The 15,898-nt window shown below is 63.9% G+C and carries 15 protein-coding genes; 8 read left to right on the top strand and 7 right to left on the bottom strand.

The genetic code is table 11. The features are described 5' to 3' along the window. Positions 1–21: 21 nt before the first annotated feature. The 6 genes from mazG to F6S12_RS00480 all read right to left on the bottom strand — a co-directional run bounded on the left by mazG (position 22) and on the right by F6S12_RS00480 (position 7,682). Positions 22–855, bottom strand: coding sequence for a nucleoside triphosphate pyrophosphohydrolase (gene mazG / locus F6S12_RS00505; protein ID WP_315868653.1), 834 nt, complete (start codon positions 853–855; stop codon positions 22–24). A gap of 24 nt (positions 856–879) precedes the next feature. Beyond that, entirely contained in the window at positions 880–3,123 is a 2,244-nt protein-coding gene (gene relA / locus F6S12_RS00500; protein WP_011062709.1) for a GTP diphosphokinase, read from the bottom strand. Between the two features lie 122 nt (positions 3,124–3,245). Further along, positions 3,246–4,598, bottom strand: a complete 1,353-nt coding sequence (gene rlmD, locus F6S12_RS00495; RefSeq protein WP_015636648.1) for a 23S rRNA (uracil(1939)-C(5))-methyltransferase RlmD — start codon at positions 4,596–4,598, stop codon at positions 3,246–3,248. Further along, a complete protein-coding gene (cysM, locus tag F6S12_RS00490; RefSeq protein ID WP_011062711.1) occupies positions 4,598–5,500 on the bottom strand; it encodes a cysteine synthase CysM in 903 nt (300 codons plus the stop codon). Before cysM ends, rlmD begins: the two co-directional genes overlap by 1 nt. A gap of 117 nt (positions 5,501–5,617) precedes the next feature. Next, complete coding sequence (locus tag F6S12_RS00485; protein WP_011062712.1) at positions 5,618–6,973, bottom strand: sensor histidine kinase; 1,356 nt, start codon at positions 6,971–6,973, stop codon at positions 5,618–5,620. After that, on the bottom strand, positions 6,960–7,682 hold the full coding sequence (locus tag F6S12_RS00480; protein WP_053153268.1) for a response regulator transcription factor: 723 nt from the start codon (positions 7,680–7,682) through the stop codon (positions 6,960–6,962). Before F6S12_RS00480 ends, F6S12_RS00485 begins: the two co-directional genes overlap by 14 nt. 219 nt (positions 7,683–7,901) lie before the next feature. On the opposite strand from F6S12_RS00480, the gene F6S12_RS00475 reads away from it, so the two are divergent. From F6S12_RS00475 to F6S12_RS00460, 4 genes are all read left to right on the top strand, one after another. After that, positions 7,902–10,655 (top strand): response regulator, encoded by a 2,754-nt coding sequence (locus F6S12_RS00475; protein ID WP_011062714.1) that lies wholly within the window; start codon positions 7,902–7,904, stop codon positions 10,653–10,655. Positions 10,656–10,718: 63 nt separating this feature from the next. Further along, positions 10,719–11,708, top strand: coding sequence for a 2-hydroxyacid dehydrogenase (locus tag F6S12_RS00470; RefSeq protein ID WP_011062715.1), 990 nt, complete (start codon positions 10,719–10,721; stop codon positions 11,706–11,708). Positions 11,709–11,798: 90 nt separating this feature from the next. After that, positions 11,799–12,236, top strand: a complete 438-nt coding sequence (locus F6S12_RS00465; RefSeq protein WP_011062716.1) for a hypothetical protein — start codon at positions 11,799–11,801, stop codon at positions 12,234–12,236. Beyond that, positions 12,233–12,637 (top strand): META domain-containing protein, encoded by a 405-nt coding sequence (locus tag F6S12_RS00460; protein WP_011062717.1) that lies wholly within the window; start codon positions 12,233–12,235, stop codon positions 12,635–12,637. The genes F6S12_RS00465 and F6S12_RS00460 overlap by 4 nt, the downstream gene beginning before the upstream one ends. Positions 12,638–12,780: 143 nt before the next feature. Here the strand turns inward: F6S12_RS00460 and F6S12_RS00455 are convergent, their stop codons facing one another. Next, the gene (locus F6S12_RS00455; protein ID WP_011062718.1) at positions 12,781–13,245 is read right to left on the bottom strand and encodes a TlpA disulfide reductase family protein; all 465 of its coding nucleotides are present in this window, start codon (positions 13,243–13,245) and stop codon (positions 12,781–12,783) included. A gap of 139 nt (positions 13,246–13,384) precedes the next feature. Between F6S12_RS00455 and arsC the strand changes: the two genes are divergently transcribed. From arsC to F6S12_RS00435, 4 genes are all read left to right on the top strand, one after another. Next, entirely contained in the window at positions 13,385–13,738 is a 354-nt protein-coding gene (gene arsC / locus F6S12_RS00450) for an arsenate reductase (glutaredoxin) (RefSeq protein WP_041119496.1), read from the top strand. After that, positions 13,735–14,340, top strand: a complete 606-nt coding sequence (wrbA, locus tag F6S12_RS00445) for an NAD(P)H:quinone oxidoreductase (RefSeq protein WP_041752480.1) — start codon at positions 13,735–13,737, stop codon at positions 14,338–14,340. Before arsC ends, wrbA begins: the two co-directional genes overlap by 4 nt. Continuing rightward, positions 14,333–14,755 (top strand): DUF2069 domain-containing protein, encoded by a 423-nt coding sequence (locus F6S12_RS00440; RefSeq protein ID WP_041752482.1) that lies wholly within the window; start codon positions 14,333–14,335, stop codon positions 14,753–14,755. Before wrbA ends, F6S12_RS00440 begins: the two co-directional genes overlap by 8 nt. Before the next feature lie 103 nt (positions 14,756–14,858). Further along, positions 14,859–15,530: a DNA-3-methyladenine glycosylase I gene (locus F6S12_RS00435; RefSeq protein ID WP_011062722.1), complete on the top strand. Its 672-nt coding sequence runs from the start codon at positions 14,859–14,861 to the stop codon at positions 15,528–15,530. The last annotated feature ends 368 nt before the right edge of the window (positions 15,531–15,898 follow it).

The raw sequence follows: 15,898 nt of genomic DNA, 5'->3' as shown, positions 1-15,898 counted from the left end.
TTACTCACTTAGGCAACGGCCTCAGCCGCAGCTGGGCAAATTCTTTTCCTGACGTTTGGCTTCGCCCCACAGGGCATCCAACTCTTCGAGGGTGCAATCTTCCATGGGACGGGCAGTGTCGCGCAATGCCTGCTCGATAAATCGGAAGCGTCGGTCGAACTTGGCGTTGGCACCGCGCAGGGCAGTTTCCGGGTCGACCTTGAGGTGCCGGGCCAGGTTGACCACGACAAACAGCAAGTCGCCGATTTCATCGGTGATCGCCGCCGCATCGTTGTCGGCCATGGCTTCCAGCACTTCATCCAGTTCTTCACGAACCTTGTCCACCACCGGCAGGGCTTCGGGCCAGTCGAAACCGACCTGGGCCGCACGCTTTTGCAACTTGGCGGCGCGGGACAAGGCCGGCAAGGCCACCGGCACATCATCGAGCAGGGACAACTGCTGGGGAGCCTCGGACTTCTCCGCGCGCTCCTCGGCCTTGATCTGCTCCCAGTGCTCCTTGACCTGGTCTTCATCGAGCCGCGGGATGTCCAGCGGCGCGTACAGGTCCCCGGTGGGAAATACATGGGGATGCCGGCGGATCAGCTTGCGCGTGATGCCGTCCACCACCGCGTCGAACTCGAAACGCCCCTCCTCCCGGGCCAGCTGGCTGTAGTACACCACCTGGAACAGCAGGTCCCCCAGCTCGCCCTGCAAGTGGTCGAAGTCGCCGCGCTCGATGGCGTCGGCCACTTCATAGGCCTCTTCCAGGGTATGGGGGACGATGCTGGCGTAGTTCTGCTTGATGTCCCACGGGCAGCCGTACTGCGGGTCGCGCAGGCGCGCCATGAGGTGGAGCAGGTCTTCAAGGCTGTACATCAGTTCATCCATTTCATACAGGCATCAGGGGGTCCGGTTGCGCCGGGTCTCGATGATGTTTGGCAACTGGGAAATCCGCCCCAACAGGCGACCCAACGCGTCCAGCCCCGGGATCTCGATAGTCAGGGACATCAACGCGGTGTTGTCCTCCTTGTTCGAGCGGGTGTTGACCGCCAGCACGTTGATCCGCTCGTTGAGCAGCACCTGGGACACATCACGCAGCAGGCCGGAACGGTCGTAGGCGCGGATGATGATATCCACCGGATAGGTCAGCACCGGCACCGGCCCCCAGCTGACCTGGATGATCCGCTCCGGCTCGCGCCCGGCCAGTTGCAGCACCGAGGCGCAGTCCTGGCGGTGAATGCTCACGCCGCGGCCCTGGGTGATGTAGCCGACGATCGCATCCCCCGGCAATGGCTGGCAGCAGCCGGCCATCTGGGTCATCAGGTTGCCCACGCCCTGGATCTGGATGTCGCCACGCTTGCCCGGCTTGTAGCCGGCAGCCTTGCGCGGAATCAACTCCAGTTGCTCGTTGCCCCGCTCCGGCTCCACCAATTGCTGGGCCAGGTTGACCAGTTGCGCCAGGCGCAGGTCCCCCGCGCCCAGGGCGGCGAACATGTCCTCGGCGATCTTCATGTTGGCCTTCTCGGCCAGCTTGTCGAAATCCACCTGTGGCAGGCCGAGTCGGCTCAGTTCGCGTTCCAGCAGGGTCTTGCCGGCGGCGACGTTCTGATCGCGGGCCTGGAGCTTGAACCAGTGGACGATCTTCGCCCGCGCCCGGGACGTGGTGACATAGCCCAGGTTCGGGTTCAGCCAGTCGCGGCTCGGCGTGCCGTGCTTGCTGGTGATGATCTCCACCTGCTCGCCGGTCTGCAGGCTGTAATTGAGCGGCACGATGCGCCCGTTGATCTTCGCGCCCCGGCAGTTGTGGCCGATCTCGGTGTGCACCCGGTAGGCGAAATCCAGCGGCGTGGCGCCCTTGGGCAGGTCGATGGCGTGACCGTCGGGGGTGAAGATGTACACCCGGTCCGGTTCGATATCCACCCGCAGCTGTTCGGCCAGACCGCCGATATCCCCCAGTTCCTCGTGCCATTCGAGCACCTGGCGCAACCAGGAGATTTTCTCTTCGTAATGGTTGGAGCCGGACTTGACGTCGGTGCCCTTGTACTTCCAGTGCGCGCAAACCCCCAGCTCCGCCTCTTCGTGCATGGCGTGGGTACGGATCTGCACTTCCAGCACCTTGCCCTCAGGGCCGATCACCGCCGTGTGCAACGAGCGGTAGCCGTTCTCCTTGGGGTTGGCGATGTAGTCGTCGAACTCTTTGGGGATGTGCCGCCACAGGGTATGCACGATGCCCAGCGCGGTGTAGCAATCGCGCATTTCCGGCACCAGCACCCGCACCGCGCGCACGTCGTAGATCTGGCTGAACTCCAGGCCCTTGCGCTGCATTTTGCGCCAGATGGAATAGATGTGCTTGGCCCGCCCACTGATGTCGGCGTTGACCCCGGTGGCCTTCAGTTCGTTCTGCAGCTGGTTCATCACGTCGCTGATGAAACGCTCGCGATCCAGGCGCCGCTCATGCAGCAGCTTGGCGATCTGCTTGTACTGCTCGGGCTCCAGGTAACGGAAGGACAGGTCTTCCAGCTCCCACTTGATATGCCCGATACCCAGGCGGTGAGCCAGGGGTGCGTAGATGTCGAAGACTTCCCGGGCAACCCGGTTGCGCTTCTCTTCGTCGGCGCTTTTTACCGCTCGAATCGCACAGGTACGCTCGGCCAGCTTGATCAGTGCAACCCGCACGTCATCTACCATGGCCACCAGCATCTTGCGCAGGTTTTCCACCTGGGCCTGGGTGCCCAGCACCAGGGACTGGCGGGGGCTGAGGCTGGCGGTAATGGCCGCCATGCGCAAGACGCCATCGATCAGCTTGGTGACCACCGGACCAAACCGCTGGCTGACCGCCGGCAACTGGATCTGGCCCTCGCGGACACCCCGGTAGAGCACCGCGGCAACCAGGGAGTCCTGATCCAGCTTAAGATCGGCGAGGATCTCGGCGATCTCCAGGCCCGTGCTGAAACTCGACACGTCCTCGGGGCTGAGATTCTTCGTTGCTATGTGCTGCAGTTCCGCCTCGCGGGCGAACTCGCAGGCTTCTTTCAAGGCTTCACGGTCCAGTGCCATGTCGACGCTGACCGTATGATCGAGCCATGCCTCGAGATTGATACTGCCGTCGGTGTTGATCGGCTGGTGCGCTCTCACCTGTACCATCTTGCTTTACCTTCCCTACGACGCACATTCAATGCGTCAAATCGCTGACCTTCAACGCTCGGGTGCGGCTCGCAGGGCCAGCGCGCCACTCCCGAAAGACCAGTCGGATTAGACAAGCCATCCTAGCTCGCTTCAAATAACGCCATGGCCTCGACATGCGCCGTCTGAGGAAACATATCGAGGATCCCGGCACGTTTTAATCTATAGCCCTGCTTGATCAGTTCGACCGTGTCACGAGCCAAAGTTGCCGGATTGCATGACACGTACACCAACCGCTTGGCACCCAGGGTCGCCAACTGGCGGACCACCTCGAAAGCACCGTCGCGGGGTGGGTCCAAGAGTACCGCAGAAAAGCCTTCATCAGCCCACTCGGCAGCGCTCAGAGGTTGGGATAAATCGGCTTGAAAAAAGCGCGTGTTATGCAAATTGTTGCTGGCGGCATTCTCCGCGGCGCGCGCCACCATGGTCGCCACGCCCTCTACCGCCACCACTTCCCGCACCTGTCGGGCCAACGGCAAGGCGAAGTTGCCCAGGCCGCAAAACAGGTCCAGCACCCGCTCATCAGCTTGCGGCGCCAGCCACTCCAGGGCCTGGGCGACCATCGCTTCATTGACTCCCGCATTGACCTGGATGAAGTCACCCGGCCGATACGCCAGGTGCAGGTCCCAGGTCTCCAGGCGGTAGCCCAGAGCCTGCGATGGATCAAAGGGTTGCGGCTCGCCTTCACCGTGCAGCCACAATTGCGCCTGATGGAAATCGCAGAAGTCCTTGAGGATCGTCAGGTCGCTGTCGGACAACGGCGCCATGTGGCGCAACAGCACCGCCAGGGCCGAACCGCTGAACAACTCCACATGCCCCAGTGCCTGAGGCTTGCTCAAGCGTCGCAGCATGGCGGGCAAACGGTTCATGACAGGTTGCAAGGCCTGTACCAGCACCGGGCAATCGTCGATGGCGACAATGTCCTGGCTACCGGCAGCGCGAAAACCCACCTCAAGTTGCTTGCCCTTGGCGTCCCAGCGCACCGCCACCCGGGCGCGGCGCCGATAGCCGAACTCGGGACCGCTCAAGGGGGCGGCCCAGGCCTCGGGCTCGACACCCGCGACCTTGGACAACTGCTCGGCGAGCATGCGCTGTTTCAGGGCAAGCTGCTCGTCATGGGGCAAATGCTGGACACTGCAACCGCCGCAACGCCCGGCATGGGCACAGGCCGCCGGGCGACGCAAATCACTGGCGTTGAAGATGCGCTCGGCACGGGCCTCCACCACTTTGCCGTGGCTGCCCAACACCCGAGCTTCGACTTCTTCACCGGCCAGGGCACCGCTGACAAACCAGGTACGCCCTTCGACAAAGGCAATGCCACGGCCGTCGTTGGCCAGACGCTGAATCGTCAAACGCTGTTTCTTGCCCACCGGAATCTGTGGCGCCCGGCTACCGCCCGCCGGCTGGAAGCGCAGGCCTCTATCGTGCTTAGCCATCAATTGGGCGCATCGAAAATGCCGGTCGACAGGTAACGATCGCCACGGTCGCAGATGATCGCGACCATGACCGCGTTTTCCACTTCCCGGGACAGGCGCAGCATCGCTGCCACCGCACCGCCGGAAGAGACGCCACAGAAGATCCCTTCTTCACGGGCCAGGCGCCGAGTCACGTCTTCGGCCTCGCTCTGGGCCATGTCGACGATCCGGTCGACCCGACTGGCCTGGTAGATCTTCGGCAGGTATTGCTCGGGCCAGCGGCGAATGCCGGGAATGGCCGAGCCTTCCATCGGCTGCAGACCGACGATCTGCACCGCCGGGTTCTGCTCCTTCAGGTAACGCGAGGTGCCCATGATGGTGCCGGTGGTGCCCATCGAGCTGATGAAGTGGGTAATGCTGCCCTGGGTCTGGCGCCAGATTTCCGGGCCGGTGCCGCTGTAGTGGGCCTCAGGGTTGTCGCCGTTGGCGAACTGGTCGAGCACCTTGCCGCGGCCTTCGGCCTGCATCCGCTCGGCCAGGTCACGGGCGCCTTCCATGCCTTCTTCTTGGCTGACCAGAATCAACTCGGCGCCGTAGGCGGTCATCGCCGCCTTGCGCTCGGCGCTGGAGTTGTCGGGCATGATCAGGATCATCTTGTAGCCCTTGATCGCTGCAGCCATGGCCAGGGCGATGCCGGTATTGCCCGAGGTCGCTTCGATCAGGGTATCGCCGGCCTGGATCTGCCCGCGCAACTCGGCGCGGGTGATCATCGACAGTGCCGGACGGTCCTTGACCGAACCCGCCGGGTTGTTGCCCTCGAGCTTTAGCAGCAGGGTATTGCTGGTGGCGCCGGGCAGGCGCTGCAGGCGGACCAGGGGGGTGTTGCCGACGCAATCGGCGATGGTTGGGTACTGCAAGGTCATGGCGTATTCGCAATCCAGACTGCGGGGGCGCCTATCATACCGGCAAACGACCGAGCGCCATATCACGCAAAGTGCGAGCCTTATGGCTTATTGGAATAAGGCAGCCCAGGGCAAGCCTCAGGCCGCCAGCAGGCGCACGTGGATGCGCAAGCCCTGAGCCAGGTTCTGCGCCCACAACTGCCCACCCTGACGCCCTACGGCATTGCGGGCGATGCTCAGGCCCAGGCCGAAACCGCCATCCCCCGGTCGCGACCCATCCAGACGAGTGAAGGGGGCGAAGATCCTTTCCAGATCCTCTTCAGCCACCCCCGGCCCTTCGTCATCCAGCCACAGGTGCCAGTACTTGCCGTCGCGCTGGCCTCCGAGGCTGACCCGTGCTCCGGCCGGAGAATGCCGAATAGCGTTGCGCAGGATGTTTTCCAGGGCCTGGGCCAGGGTATTGAGGTGCCCGCGAACCCAGCAATCGGCCTCCAGCTCGCAACGCAGCTGCTGCGCGGACCAGCCACTCTCGAAGCAGGCATTTTCGCTGAGCATCTCCCACAACGCCTGGACCTGGATCTGCTCTTGCGGCAGTGGCGCACGCTCGGTGTCCAGCCAGGCCAGTTGCAGGCTGTCCTCCACCAGGCGCTGCATGCCGTCGACCTCCCGCGCCAAGCGTTCGCGCAGCGCGGCAAGATCACGCTCGCCATCGCAGGCCACGCGCAGGCGGCTCAGAGGGGTGCGCAACTCGTGGGACAGGTCCCGCAACAACTGCTGCTGCACCGCCACGGTACTCTGCAGACGTTCGGACATCTGATCGAACGCCCGTCCCAGTTCGCCCAGCTCGTCCCGACGCTGAGTGGTTTCACTGGACAGCCGCACGTTCAACTGCTCCGCCCGCCAGGCGTTGGCTTGCTCGCGCAACTGGTTCAGCGGCACTACCAGCAAGCGATACAGGCCGACACACAGCAACAAGGTAAACAGCCCGGGAATCACCCCATTGGTGATCACCTGCCAGAACACCCGGTAGCGCCCCGGCATGAAACGTTGTGGCAACTCGATCACCAGGCTGCCCAGGGACGGATCCTCGGGAAAGGGTACTTTCAGCCACGGCAGGCCCCGGGCATGCCGGCTCACCGGCCAGTCGGCACCGCGCAGGAACGTCAGGCGCTGGGCCTCCGCCGGCGTCAACGGGTAGCTGCTCAGGGATTGCAGGTCACTGCCAATCACGCCGATCCAGGTTTTCTCGCGGCTGGCGATCTGCTGGATCCAGGCATCGACACCGGCACTCTGGCCGCCCTTCCAGGCCTGCTCGGCCTCGCGGGCGTAGCTGCCCAAGGTGGCTCTGGCCTCATCGGAGAGGTAGAGGTTCTTCTGCTCCACATAACGCCCCCAGGACCAGCTCAGCCAGATCATCAACAGGCAGAAAGCTACCAACAGGCACGCCAGCTTCCAGAACAGCGAATGCCGCCCCGGCAGATCAGACCAGTTCATCTAAGGCGCTCAGCACATAACCCTTGCCCCACACGGTTCGCAGCTCACGCTCGCTGTAGCCCAGCGCCTTGAGCTTGCGGCGGATCTGGCTGACATGCATGTCCAGGCTGCGGTCGTGGGCCGCATAACCGCGTTGCAGTACATGCTGATAAAGGAAGGCCTTGCTCAACACCTCGTCGCCATTGCGGTGCAAGGTATCCAGCAGGCGGTATTCACTGCGGGTCAGGCCGGCCCATTGCTCGGCAAAGAACACGTCGCTGCGCTCATCGTCGAAGCGCAGGCTCTGGGCCAGGCTGACGGGTACCGGCGGCGTCGGTCGCCGGTCCAGGGCGACCCGGCGCAGGATGGCCTCGATGCGCACACGCAGCTCGGCCATGCTGAATGGCTTGGGCAGGTAATCGTCGGCCCCCAGGCGGAAACCGCTGATTCGGTCGGCTTCCGCTCCCAGGGCGGACATCAGCAGCACCGGCGTGGAATGGCTCTGGCGAAAGTGCGTGAGCACTTCCAGGCCATCCATTCCGGGCAACAGGATATCCAGCAGCACCACATCGAAAGGTCGGCGCCGGGCAATGCCCAGCCCTTCCAGGCCGTTCTGGCACCAGGTCACGGCAAAGCCACAATGCTCCAGTTGCTCGCGCACGTAGGCACCCAGCACCGGGTCATCTTCAATGGTCAGAATACGTGGCGGCTCAACAGATACGGGAGTCATTGACTTCTGCAAGTGATTCTCAGTTGGGCGATTATTCAAGATTGCCCGGATCGCGGCAACCAGTGCCTTGGTCGCAGCCGGGCTTCAGGCATTTCAGGCGACGGCCGCCCTAGCGCAATTTGCCAAGATCAGCCCCCGGCAAATCGTTACACTGCGCAGGTGGCGCATCACGGACGTGCCCGTAGACCTTTCAAAACAGCGTGGAAGCAGGAGAGTTGCGTGCTCAAGAAACTGGGAATCAAAGGCCGCGTACTGTTGCTGACCTTGTTGCCAACCAGCCTGATGGCTTTGGTGCTGGGCGGCTACTTCACCTGGATGCAGCTCTCGGACCTGCAGACCCAGCTCCTGCAGCGTGGCGAGATGATCGCGGAACAACTGGCCTCCCTGGTGGCCCCGGCCATGGGCAACCACAACACCCAGATGCTCGAGCGCATTGCCACCCAGGCGCTGGAACAGCAAGACGTGCGCGCCGTATCGCTCCTTGCCCCGGATCGCAGCCTGCTGGCCCATGCCGGCCCCAGCATGCTCAACCCGCCTCCCGCCGGTAACAGCAGCCACATGATGCAACGCTCCGGCAGCGACGCGACCCGCTATCAACTGCCGGTCTTCGGCCGGCACCGCAACCTGGCCGGCGACCTGATTCCCGATGAGTCCGACCGCCTGCTGGGCTGGGTGGAACTGGAGCTGTCCCACAGTGGCATGCTGCTGCGCGGCTACCGCAGCCTGTTCGCCAGCCTGCTGTTGATTGCCGCCGGGCTGGCCGGCACCGCCCTACTGGCAGTGCGCATGGGCCGCACCATCAACAACCCGCTGACCCAGATCAAGCAGGCCGTGGCGCAACTCAAGGACGGCAACCTGGAAACCCGCCTGCCACCCCTGGGCAGCCAGGAGCTGGATGAGCTGGCCTCGGGCATCAACCGCATGGCCAGCACCCTGCAGAATGCCCAGGAAGAATTGCAGCACAGCATCGACCAGGCCACCGAAGACGTGCGCCAGAACCTGGAAACCATCGAGATCCAGAACATCGAGCTGGACCTGGCGCGCAAGGAGGCCCTGGAGGCCAGCCGGATCAAGTCGGAATTTCTGGCCAACATGAGCCATGAAATCCGTACACCGCTCAACGGCATTCTCGGTTTCACCCACCTGTTGCAGAAAAGCGAGCTGACACCACGCCAACTGGACTACCTGGGCACCATCGAGAAATCCGCCGACAGCCTGTTGGGCATCATCAACGAGATCCTCGACTTCTCGAAAATCGAAGCCGGCAAACTGGTGCTCGACAGCATCCCGTTCAACCTGCGGGACTTGCTGCAAGACACCCTGACCATCCTCGCCCCAGCCGCCCACGCCAAGCAGCTGGAACTGGTGAGCCTGGTCTATCGCGATACGCCGCTGTCGCTGGTGGGCGACCCGCTGCGGCTCAAGCAGATTCTTACCAACCTGGTGAGCAACGCCATCAAGTTCACCCGCGAAGGCACTATCGTCGCCCGGGCCATGCTGGAAGAAGAACACGAAGACAGCGTGCAACTGCGCATCAGCATCCAGGACACCGGTATCGGCCTGTCGAACCAGGATGTGCGCGCCCTGTTCCAGGCCTTCAGCCAGGCTGACAACTCGCTGTCGCGGCAACCCGGCGGCACGGGGCTTGGGCTGGTGATTTCCAAGCGCCTGATCGAACAGATGGGCGGCGAGATCGGTGTCGACAGCACCCCGGGCGAAGGTTCGGAGTTCTGGATCAGCCTCAACCTGCCGAAAACCCGCGACGACGCCGAGGACCTGCCCGGCCCGCCGCTGCTGGGGCGGCGCGTGGCGGTATTGGAAAACCACGAACTGGCGCGCCAGGCCTTGCAACACCAGTTGGAGGACTGCGGCCTGGAGGTGACCCCGTTCAATACCCTGGAGGCCCTGACCAACGGCATTACCGGCGTGCACCAGAGCGAACAGGCCATCGACCTGGCGGTATTGGGCATCACCACCAACGACATGTCGCCTGAACGCCTGAGCCAGCATATCTGGGACCTCGAACACCTGGGCTGCAAGGTCCTGGTACTGTGCCCGACCACCGAACAGACACTGTTCCATCTGTCAGTGCCTAACCCTCACAGCCAGCTGCAGGCCAAGCCCGCGTGCACCCGCAAGCTGCGCCGGGCCCTGTCCGACCTGGTGACCCCGCGCCGGGCTCGCAGCGAACCGGAGGAAACCCTTTCCAGCCGCGCGCCGCGAGTGCTGTGTGTCGATGACAACCCGGCCAATCTGCTGCTGATCCAGACCCTGCTGGAGGACATGGGCGCCAAGGTGCTGGCGGTGGACAACGGTTACGCCGCGCTGAACGCGATCCAGACCGAACCCTTCGACCTGGTAATGATGGACGTGCAGATGCCCGGCATGGACGGCCGGCAGAGTACCGAGGCGATCCGCCAGTGGGAAAGCGAGCGACACGGTACGCCGCTGCCCATCGTCGCCCTTACCGCCCACGCCATGGCCAACGAGAAGCGCGCCCTGCTGCAAAGCGGCATGGACGACTACCTGACCAAGCCCATCAGTGAGCGCCAACTGGCCCAGGTGGTGCTGAAATGGACCGGCCTGGCCCTGCGCAACCAGGGCCCGGAGCGGGCCAGCGAGCGCCCGGAACTGGGGCTGGAACTGCAGGTACTGGATCAGGACGAAGGCCTGCGCCTGGCCGCCGGCAAGGCCGATCTGGCGGCGGACATGCTGGCCATGTTGCTGGCGTCCCTGGACGCCGACCGCGAAGCCATCAAGGCAGCGCGGGCCGCCAATGACCAGAACGCCCTGATCGAACGGGTCCACCGCCTGCACGGTGCCACCCGCTACTGCGGCGTGCCGCAATTGCGCGCCGCCTGCCAGCGCAGCGAGACCCTACTCAAGCAGGAAGATGCCAAAGCCTTTGCCGCCCTGGATGAACTGGACCACGCCATCGGCCGCCTGGCTGCCGAAGCGCGGACCAACGCCTGACCCAGGGCAAGACCTGCCCGGCGCCCAGCCGCCATGCTGGGCGCCCCGAACAAGGATGCAGCCATGCGTACGATTCTTTTCAGCAGCCAGAACTACGACCGCGAGAGTTTCCTCGGCGCTCAACTGCCAGCAGGCATCGAACTGCAATTCCAGGCCGCACGCCTGAGCCTGGATACCGCCGCCCTGGCTGAACGCCATGAAGTGGTCTGTGCCTTTATCAACGACGACCTCAGTGCCCCGGTACTGGAACAACTGGCTGCCGGTGGCACCCGCCTGATCGCTCTGCGCTCGGCCGGTTACAACCACGTCGACCTGAGCGCGGCCCAGCGCCTGGGGCTGGATGTGGTACGGGTCCCGGCCTATTCCCCCCATGCGGTCGCCGAACATGCCGTGGCCCTGATCCTGGCGCTCAACCGCCGCCTGCACCGGGCCTACAACCGCACCCGCGAAGGCGACTTCACCCTGCACGGCCTGACCGGCTTCGACCTGGTGGGCAAGACCGTGGGCATTGTCGGCACCGGCCAGATCGGCGCCACCTTCGCCCGGATCATGGCCGGCTTCGGCTGCCAGCTGCTGGCGTACGACCCCTTCCCCAATCCCGCCGTAGAAGCCCTCGGTGCCCGTTACCTGGACCTGCCCGAGCTGCTGGCCCAATCACAGATCATCAGCCTGCACTGCCCGTTGACCGAGGACAGCCGTTACCTGATCAACCAGCAGAGCCTGGCCCACATGCAACCGGGAGCAATGCTGATCAACACCGGGCGTGGCGGCCTGGTGGACACCCCGGCGCTGATCGAGGCGCTCAAGAGCGGCCAACTGGGCTACCTGGGGCTGGATGTCTATGAAGAAGAGGCGCAATTGTTCTTCGAGGACCGCTCCGATCTACCCCTGCAGGATGACGTGCTGGCGCGGCTGCTGACCTTTCCCAACGTCATAGTCACTGCGCACCAGGCGTTCCTGACCCGCGAAGCCCTGGCGGCCATCGCCGAGACCACCTTGCACAACATCGCCAGCTGGGCAGCTGGCCAGCCGCAGAACCGGGTCCACGGCTGAAATCCGCGCCACGGGCTGATCGAAGGTCACCTGCCTGCAACCTGCGCCGCAGGGGCCCGTGCTAGCATACGCGGCAGATTTGGAGGACCCATGGTCGAACACGATTTCCGCTACAACCTGATGAACCCGCAACACACCCTGATCGAATGCCGTGCCCTGGTGCCCGGCCGCTATCAAGTCACCGGCAACGGTGGCTCGATCCGTACCGACGACGTGCTTCTGGTCACCCTCAAGGGCAGCAAGGACCTCTCCATGCGCCTGACCGTGGACACCGTGCGCCACTTGATCAACCCCGTCGGCCAGTGGGTCGCCGTGGCGCGTGGCCCGGTATTCGGCGAACTGGCGATCCACCAGTGGCAGGTCAATTGCGACAGCTGCGACGCCACCCTGGACTTCGAGTTCGCAGTGGATGCCAAGCTGGGCAGCAAGGCCCAGAAGCCTGCCGCCAGCGCGCGCATTGCCGAGCTCGGCTGGCGTAGCGAGGGTGAGCATCACCGCTGCCCGAAATGCCAGCAGGCCGGCCAATGAAACGCCTGATGCTGGCTGCGGCGCTGGGGGCCGGCCTGCTGGGCTGCGCCGCCGAACCGCTGAAGCTGCAGCAGGACCGCAGTTACGTCCTGGAATGGATTGGCGAGCGTCCGCTGATCGATTACAGCCACCTGACCATCACCCTCGGCGAGGACGGTCGGGCCTATGGCAATGGCGGCTGCAACCACTGGTTCGCGCCCTACACCCTGGACGGCGAAAAACTCAGCTTCGGCAAGGTCGGCAGCACCCGCAAACTCTGTGCACCGGCGTTGATGGAGCAGGAGCGGCGCTTCCTTCAGGCGCTGGAAACCGTTGAGCGCTGGGACATCTCGCCGATCGAGCAGGTGCGGTTCTGGCCTGCCGAGGGCAAGCCGTTGCGCTGGTGGCTGGAAGAAGGCTGATAGTGCGCTAGCCGCTGCCGAGCCCGCGAGGCTGCGAACGGGACTCCAGGATGTTCCTGGATGAATCTCTGGCGAGTTTCAGGCCCCCTGCGTCACTTGGGGGCGCTCGCACTGCGCGGCAGCGGCTCCAGATCCTCGCGCCCTCAATGCCCGCGCAAGGCCTGCAGTTTCGCCAGCACACCGGCTGCAGTCTGCTCGCCCATCATCTGCTCACGTACCTTGCCCTTGTCGTCGATGATGTAGGTCACCGGCAGCGCCTCGCTGCGTGGCAGATCGAAGAGCTCCGCGGGGTTCCGTGCCAGCACGGTGAACTTGATCCCCAGCTTCTCGCTGGCGCTCTTTAGCTCTTCACCCTGCACATTGTCGAAGTTGACCCCCATCACCGATGCCGACTGCCCCTTGAGCTGCTCGTTCAGGGCGTTGAGTTCCGGGATCTCGGTACGGCAAGGCCCGCACCACTCGGCCCAGTAGTTGAGCACCAGCCACTGCTTGTCGATACGCTCGGCGGCGACTTTCTGGCCATACTGGTCGACCCCGTAGTCATTGCCACAACCGCCCAGCAGCAGGGTTGTGATGATCGCCAATACCGCCGCCAATTGCCTTGCCATGCGCTGTTTCCTGTCTTGAAAGATGTCTTGAAAAATAACCGTCGACCCAGGGTCGCTGCGACCTAACGACTCCCAAGGTTCAGGAGTGCCCGTCGCGCGGGTAGAATAGCCGCCACCTTACGCAAGATGCGACCCGCACATGACCGATCTGACGCTTTATCACAACCCGCGCTGCTCGAAATCCCGCGGTGCGCTGGAACTTCTGGAACAACGCGGCCTGGCCCCGACCGTGGTCCGCTACCTGGAAACCCCACTGGATGCCGCCCAGTTGCGCAGCCTTCTGGCCAAGCTCGGCCTCAGCGCGCGCCAGCTATTGCGCACCGGCGAGGACGAGTACAAGACCCTCAACCTGGCCGACCCGAGCCTCAGCGAAGAGCAACTGGTCGCCGCCATTGCCCAGCACCCGAAACTCATGGAGCGGCCGATTCTCGAAGCCGGCGACAAGGCCATCATTGGCCGGCCGCCGGAGAACGTGCTGGAGATCCTGCCTTGAGCGCGCCCTATATCCTGGTCCTGTACTACAGCCGCAACGGCTCGACCAACGAGATGGCCCGGCAGATCGCCCGCGGCGTCGAGCAGGCCGGCCTGGAGGCTCGTCTGCGCACTGTCCCGGCGATCTCCGCGGAATGCGAGGCGGTCACCCCGGACATCCCCGACAGCGGCGCCCTGTACGCCAGCCTCGACGATCTGAAGCACTGCTCAGGCCTGGCCCTGGGCAGCCCGACCCGCTTCGGCAACATGGCAGCGCCGCTGAAGTATTTTCTCGACGGTACCAGCAACCTCTGGCTGACCGGTGCCCTGGTGGGCAAGCCTGCCGGCGTGTTCACCTCGACCGCCAGCCTGCATGGCGGCCAGGAAGCCACCCTGCTATCGATGATGCTGCCATTGCTGCATCACGGCATGCTGATCACCGGCCTGCCCTACAGCGAGTCGGCCCTGCTGGAAACCCGCGGTGGCGGCACCCCGTATGGCGCCAGCCACCATGCCGGAGCAGATGGCAAGAGCCCACTGGACGAACACGAGATTGCACTGTGCCGGGCCCTGGGCCTGCGTCTGGCGAAAACCGCCCTGCGACTGGAGAACGGCCGTGGCTAAGAAGCCGAAGATCCTGCCCCCGGTGGAATGGCTGGAGCCCCGGGTCCGCCTGATGCGAATCCTCAGCCTGGTCTGCTTCTTCGGCCTGGTGGGGCTGCTTTGCGGGTATTACCTGCTGGTGGCCGATCTGCACGGTGCCCGCCCCTGGGTCATCCTGCTGATCGAGCTGGTGCCGCTGCTGCTGATGGCCCCCGGCATGCTCAGCGGCAGTGCCCGTGGCCATTCGTGGATGTGCTTCGTGGTCAACCTGTACTTCATCAAGGGCGCCCTGGCGGCCTACGACCCGAACCGCCAAATGTTCGGCCTGCTGGAGATGTTCGCCAGCCTGGCCGTGTTCACTTCGGCGCTGCTCTACGTGCGCTGGCGCTTCCAGCTTGATCGCCGGCTCGCGGGCGAAGGCGCCAGCCCGGCCTGAATCCGCTCCAGGTTCCCCGGCCCCCGGGGAACTTGTAATGCCGCCAAAGGCCCCAACCTTGGTCAACAGACTTTCCGACCCTCCCGACCGTCCCGGAGCAGGCATGCACGATTACAAATGGCTGAATGAATACTGTCTCAACCGCTTCGGTTCCGCTGCAGCCCTGGAAGCCCAGTTGCCCACCCCGGCCAGCGACGATTACCTGCGCGCATTGAGCGCCGACCGCTACCTCTCGACCCTGGCCCTGCGGGTTTTCCGCGCCGGCCTCAAACACAGCCTGGTGGACGCCAAATGGCCGGCGTTCGAGCAGGTGTTTTTCGGCTTCGATCCGGACAAGGTGGTGCTGATGGGCGCCGAGCACCTGGAGCGGCTGATGCAGGACACGCGGATCATCCGCCACTTGGGCAAGCTCAAGAGCGTGCCGCGCAACGCGCAGATGATCCTCGATGTGCAAAAGCAGCACGGCAGCTTTGGCGCCTTCATCGCCGACTGGCCGGTGCAGGACATCACCGGGCTCTGGCAGTACCTGGCCAAACATGGCAACCAGATGGGCGGGCTGTCTGCCCCGCGCTTCCTGCGCATGGTGGGCAAGGACACCTTTATCCCCACCTGGGACGTGGTCGCGGCCCTCAATGCCCAGAACATCATCGACAAGGTGCCCAGCAGCAAACGCGACCAGGCCCTGGTGCAGGAAGTATTCAACCAATGGCAGCAGGAGAGCGGCCGGCCACTGTGCCAGCTGTCGGCAATGCTGGCCTACACCGTCAATCACTGAGCCGCCCGCTCCCCGGCATCACTTCCTGCCCGAAACAACGGGCAGGAAAACCTCCCTTCTCATGCCCGCCCTCCAGCCCAAGCTGACAATAAGCTGAACTAAACGCGAGGATTTTTCATCCGCTGTTTTTTATCGGATAAAGTTCGCCTCGCACTTGCCTCAACGATAAAAACGAAACTCCGGGAATAACCTCCCGAAGCCATCTGACGTGCATAACCGGATAACAAAGCAGCGTTCGGGCCAACAACCTGAACAAAGGCTGTCCGGTTTTAAAAGAACTGCCGTCGCCCATTCGTTTTTTTCACATTGCTTTCACTCTTCGCCCACCTGGCCCGACCTAAATTGGCCCCAGTTGCAGTGCGGGTTCC

It is taken from the genome of Pseudomonas sp. JV245A, assembly GCF_032424515.1.
GTDB lineage: Bacteria > Pseudomonadota > Gammaproteobacteria > Pseudomonadales > Pseudomonadaceae > Aquipseudomonas > Aquipseudomonas protegens.
The sequence above is the reverse complement of the archived record's forward strand: the minus strand, read 5'-3'. Positions and strand labels throughout refer to the sequence as shown.

Coding starts and splice junctions, on each gene's coding strand:
- F6S12_RS00485 (WP_011062712.1), bottom strand. CDS start 6,973: ATGAACTGGTCTGATCTGCCGGGGCGGCATTCGCTGTTCTGGAAGCTG.
- F6S12_RS00455 (WP_011062718.1), bottom strand. CDS start 13,245: ATGGCAAGGCAATTGGCGGCGGTATTGGCGATCATCACAACCCTGCTG.
- F6S12_RS00460 (WP_011062717.1), top strand. CDS start 12,233: ATGAAACGCCTGATGCTGGCTGCGGCGCTGGGGGCCGGCCTGCTGGGC.
- cysM (WP_011062711.1), bottom strand. CDS start 5,500: ATGACCTTGCAGTACCCAACCATCGCCGATTGCGTCGGCAACACCCCC.
- rlmD (WP_015636648.1), bottom strand. CDS start 4,598: ATGGCTAAGCACGATAGAGGCCTGCGCTTCCAGCCGGCGGGCGGTAGC.
- F6S12_RS00435 (WP_011062722.1), top strand. CDS start 14,859: ATGCACGATTACAAATGGCTGAATGAATACTGTCTCAACCGCTTCGGT.
- F6S12_RS00480 (WP_053153268.1), bottom strand. CDS start 7,682: ATGACTCCCGTATCTGTTGAGCCGCCACGTATTCTGACCATTGAAGAT.
- arsC (WP_041119496.1), top strand. CDS start 13,385: ATGACCGATCTGACGCTTTATCACAACCCGCGCTGCTCGAAATCCCGC.
- F6S12_RS00470 (WP_011062715.1), top strand. CDS start 10,719: ATGCGTACGATTCTTTTCAGCAGCCAGAACTACGACCGCGAGAGTTTC.
- mazG (WP_315868653.1), bottom strand. CDS start 855: ATGTACAGCCTTGAAGACCTGCTCCACCTCATGGCGCGCCTGCGCGAC.
- F6S12_RS00465 (WP_011062716.1), top strand. CDS start 11,799: ATGGTCGAACACGATTTCCGCTACAACCTGATGAACCCGCAACACACC.
- relA (WP_011062709.1), bottom strand. CDS start 3,123: ATGGTACAGGTGAGAGCGCACCAGCCGATCAACACCGACGGCAGTATC.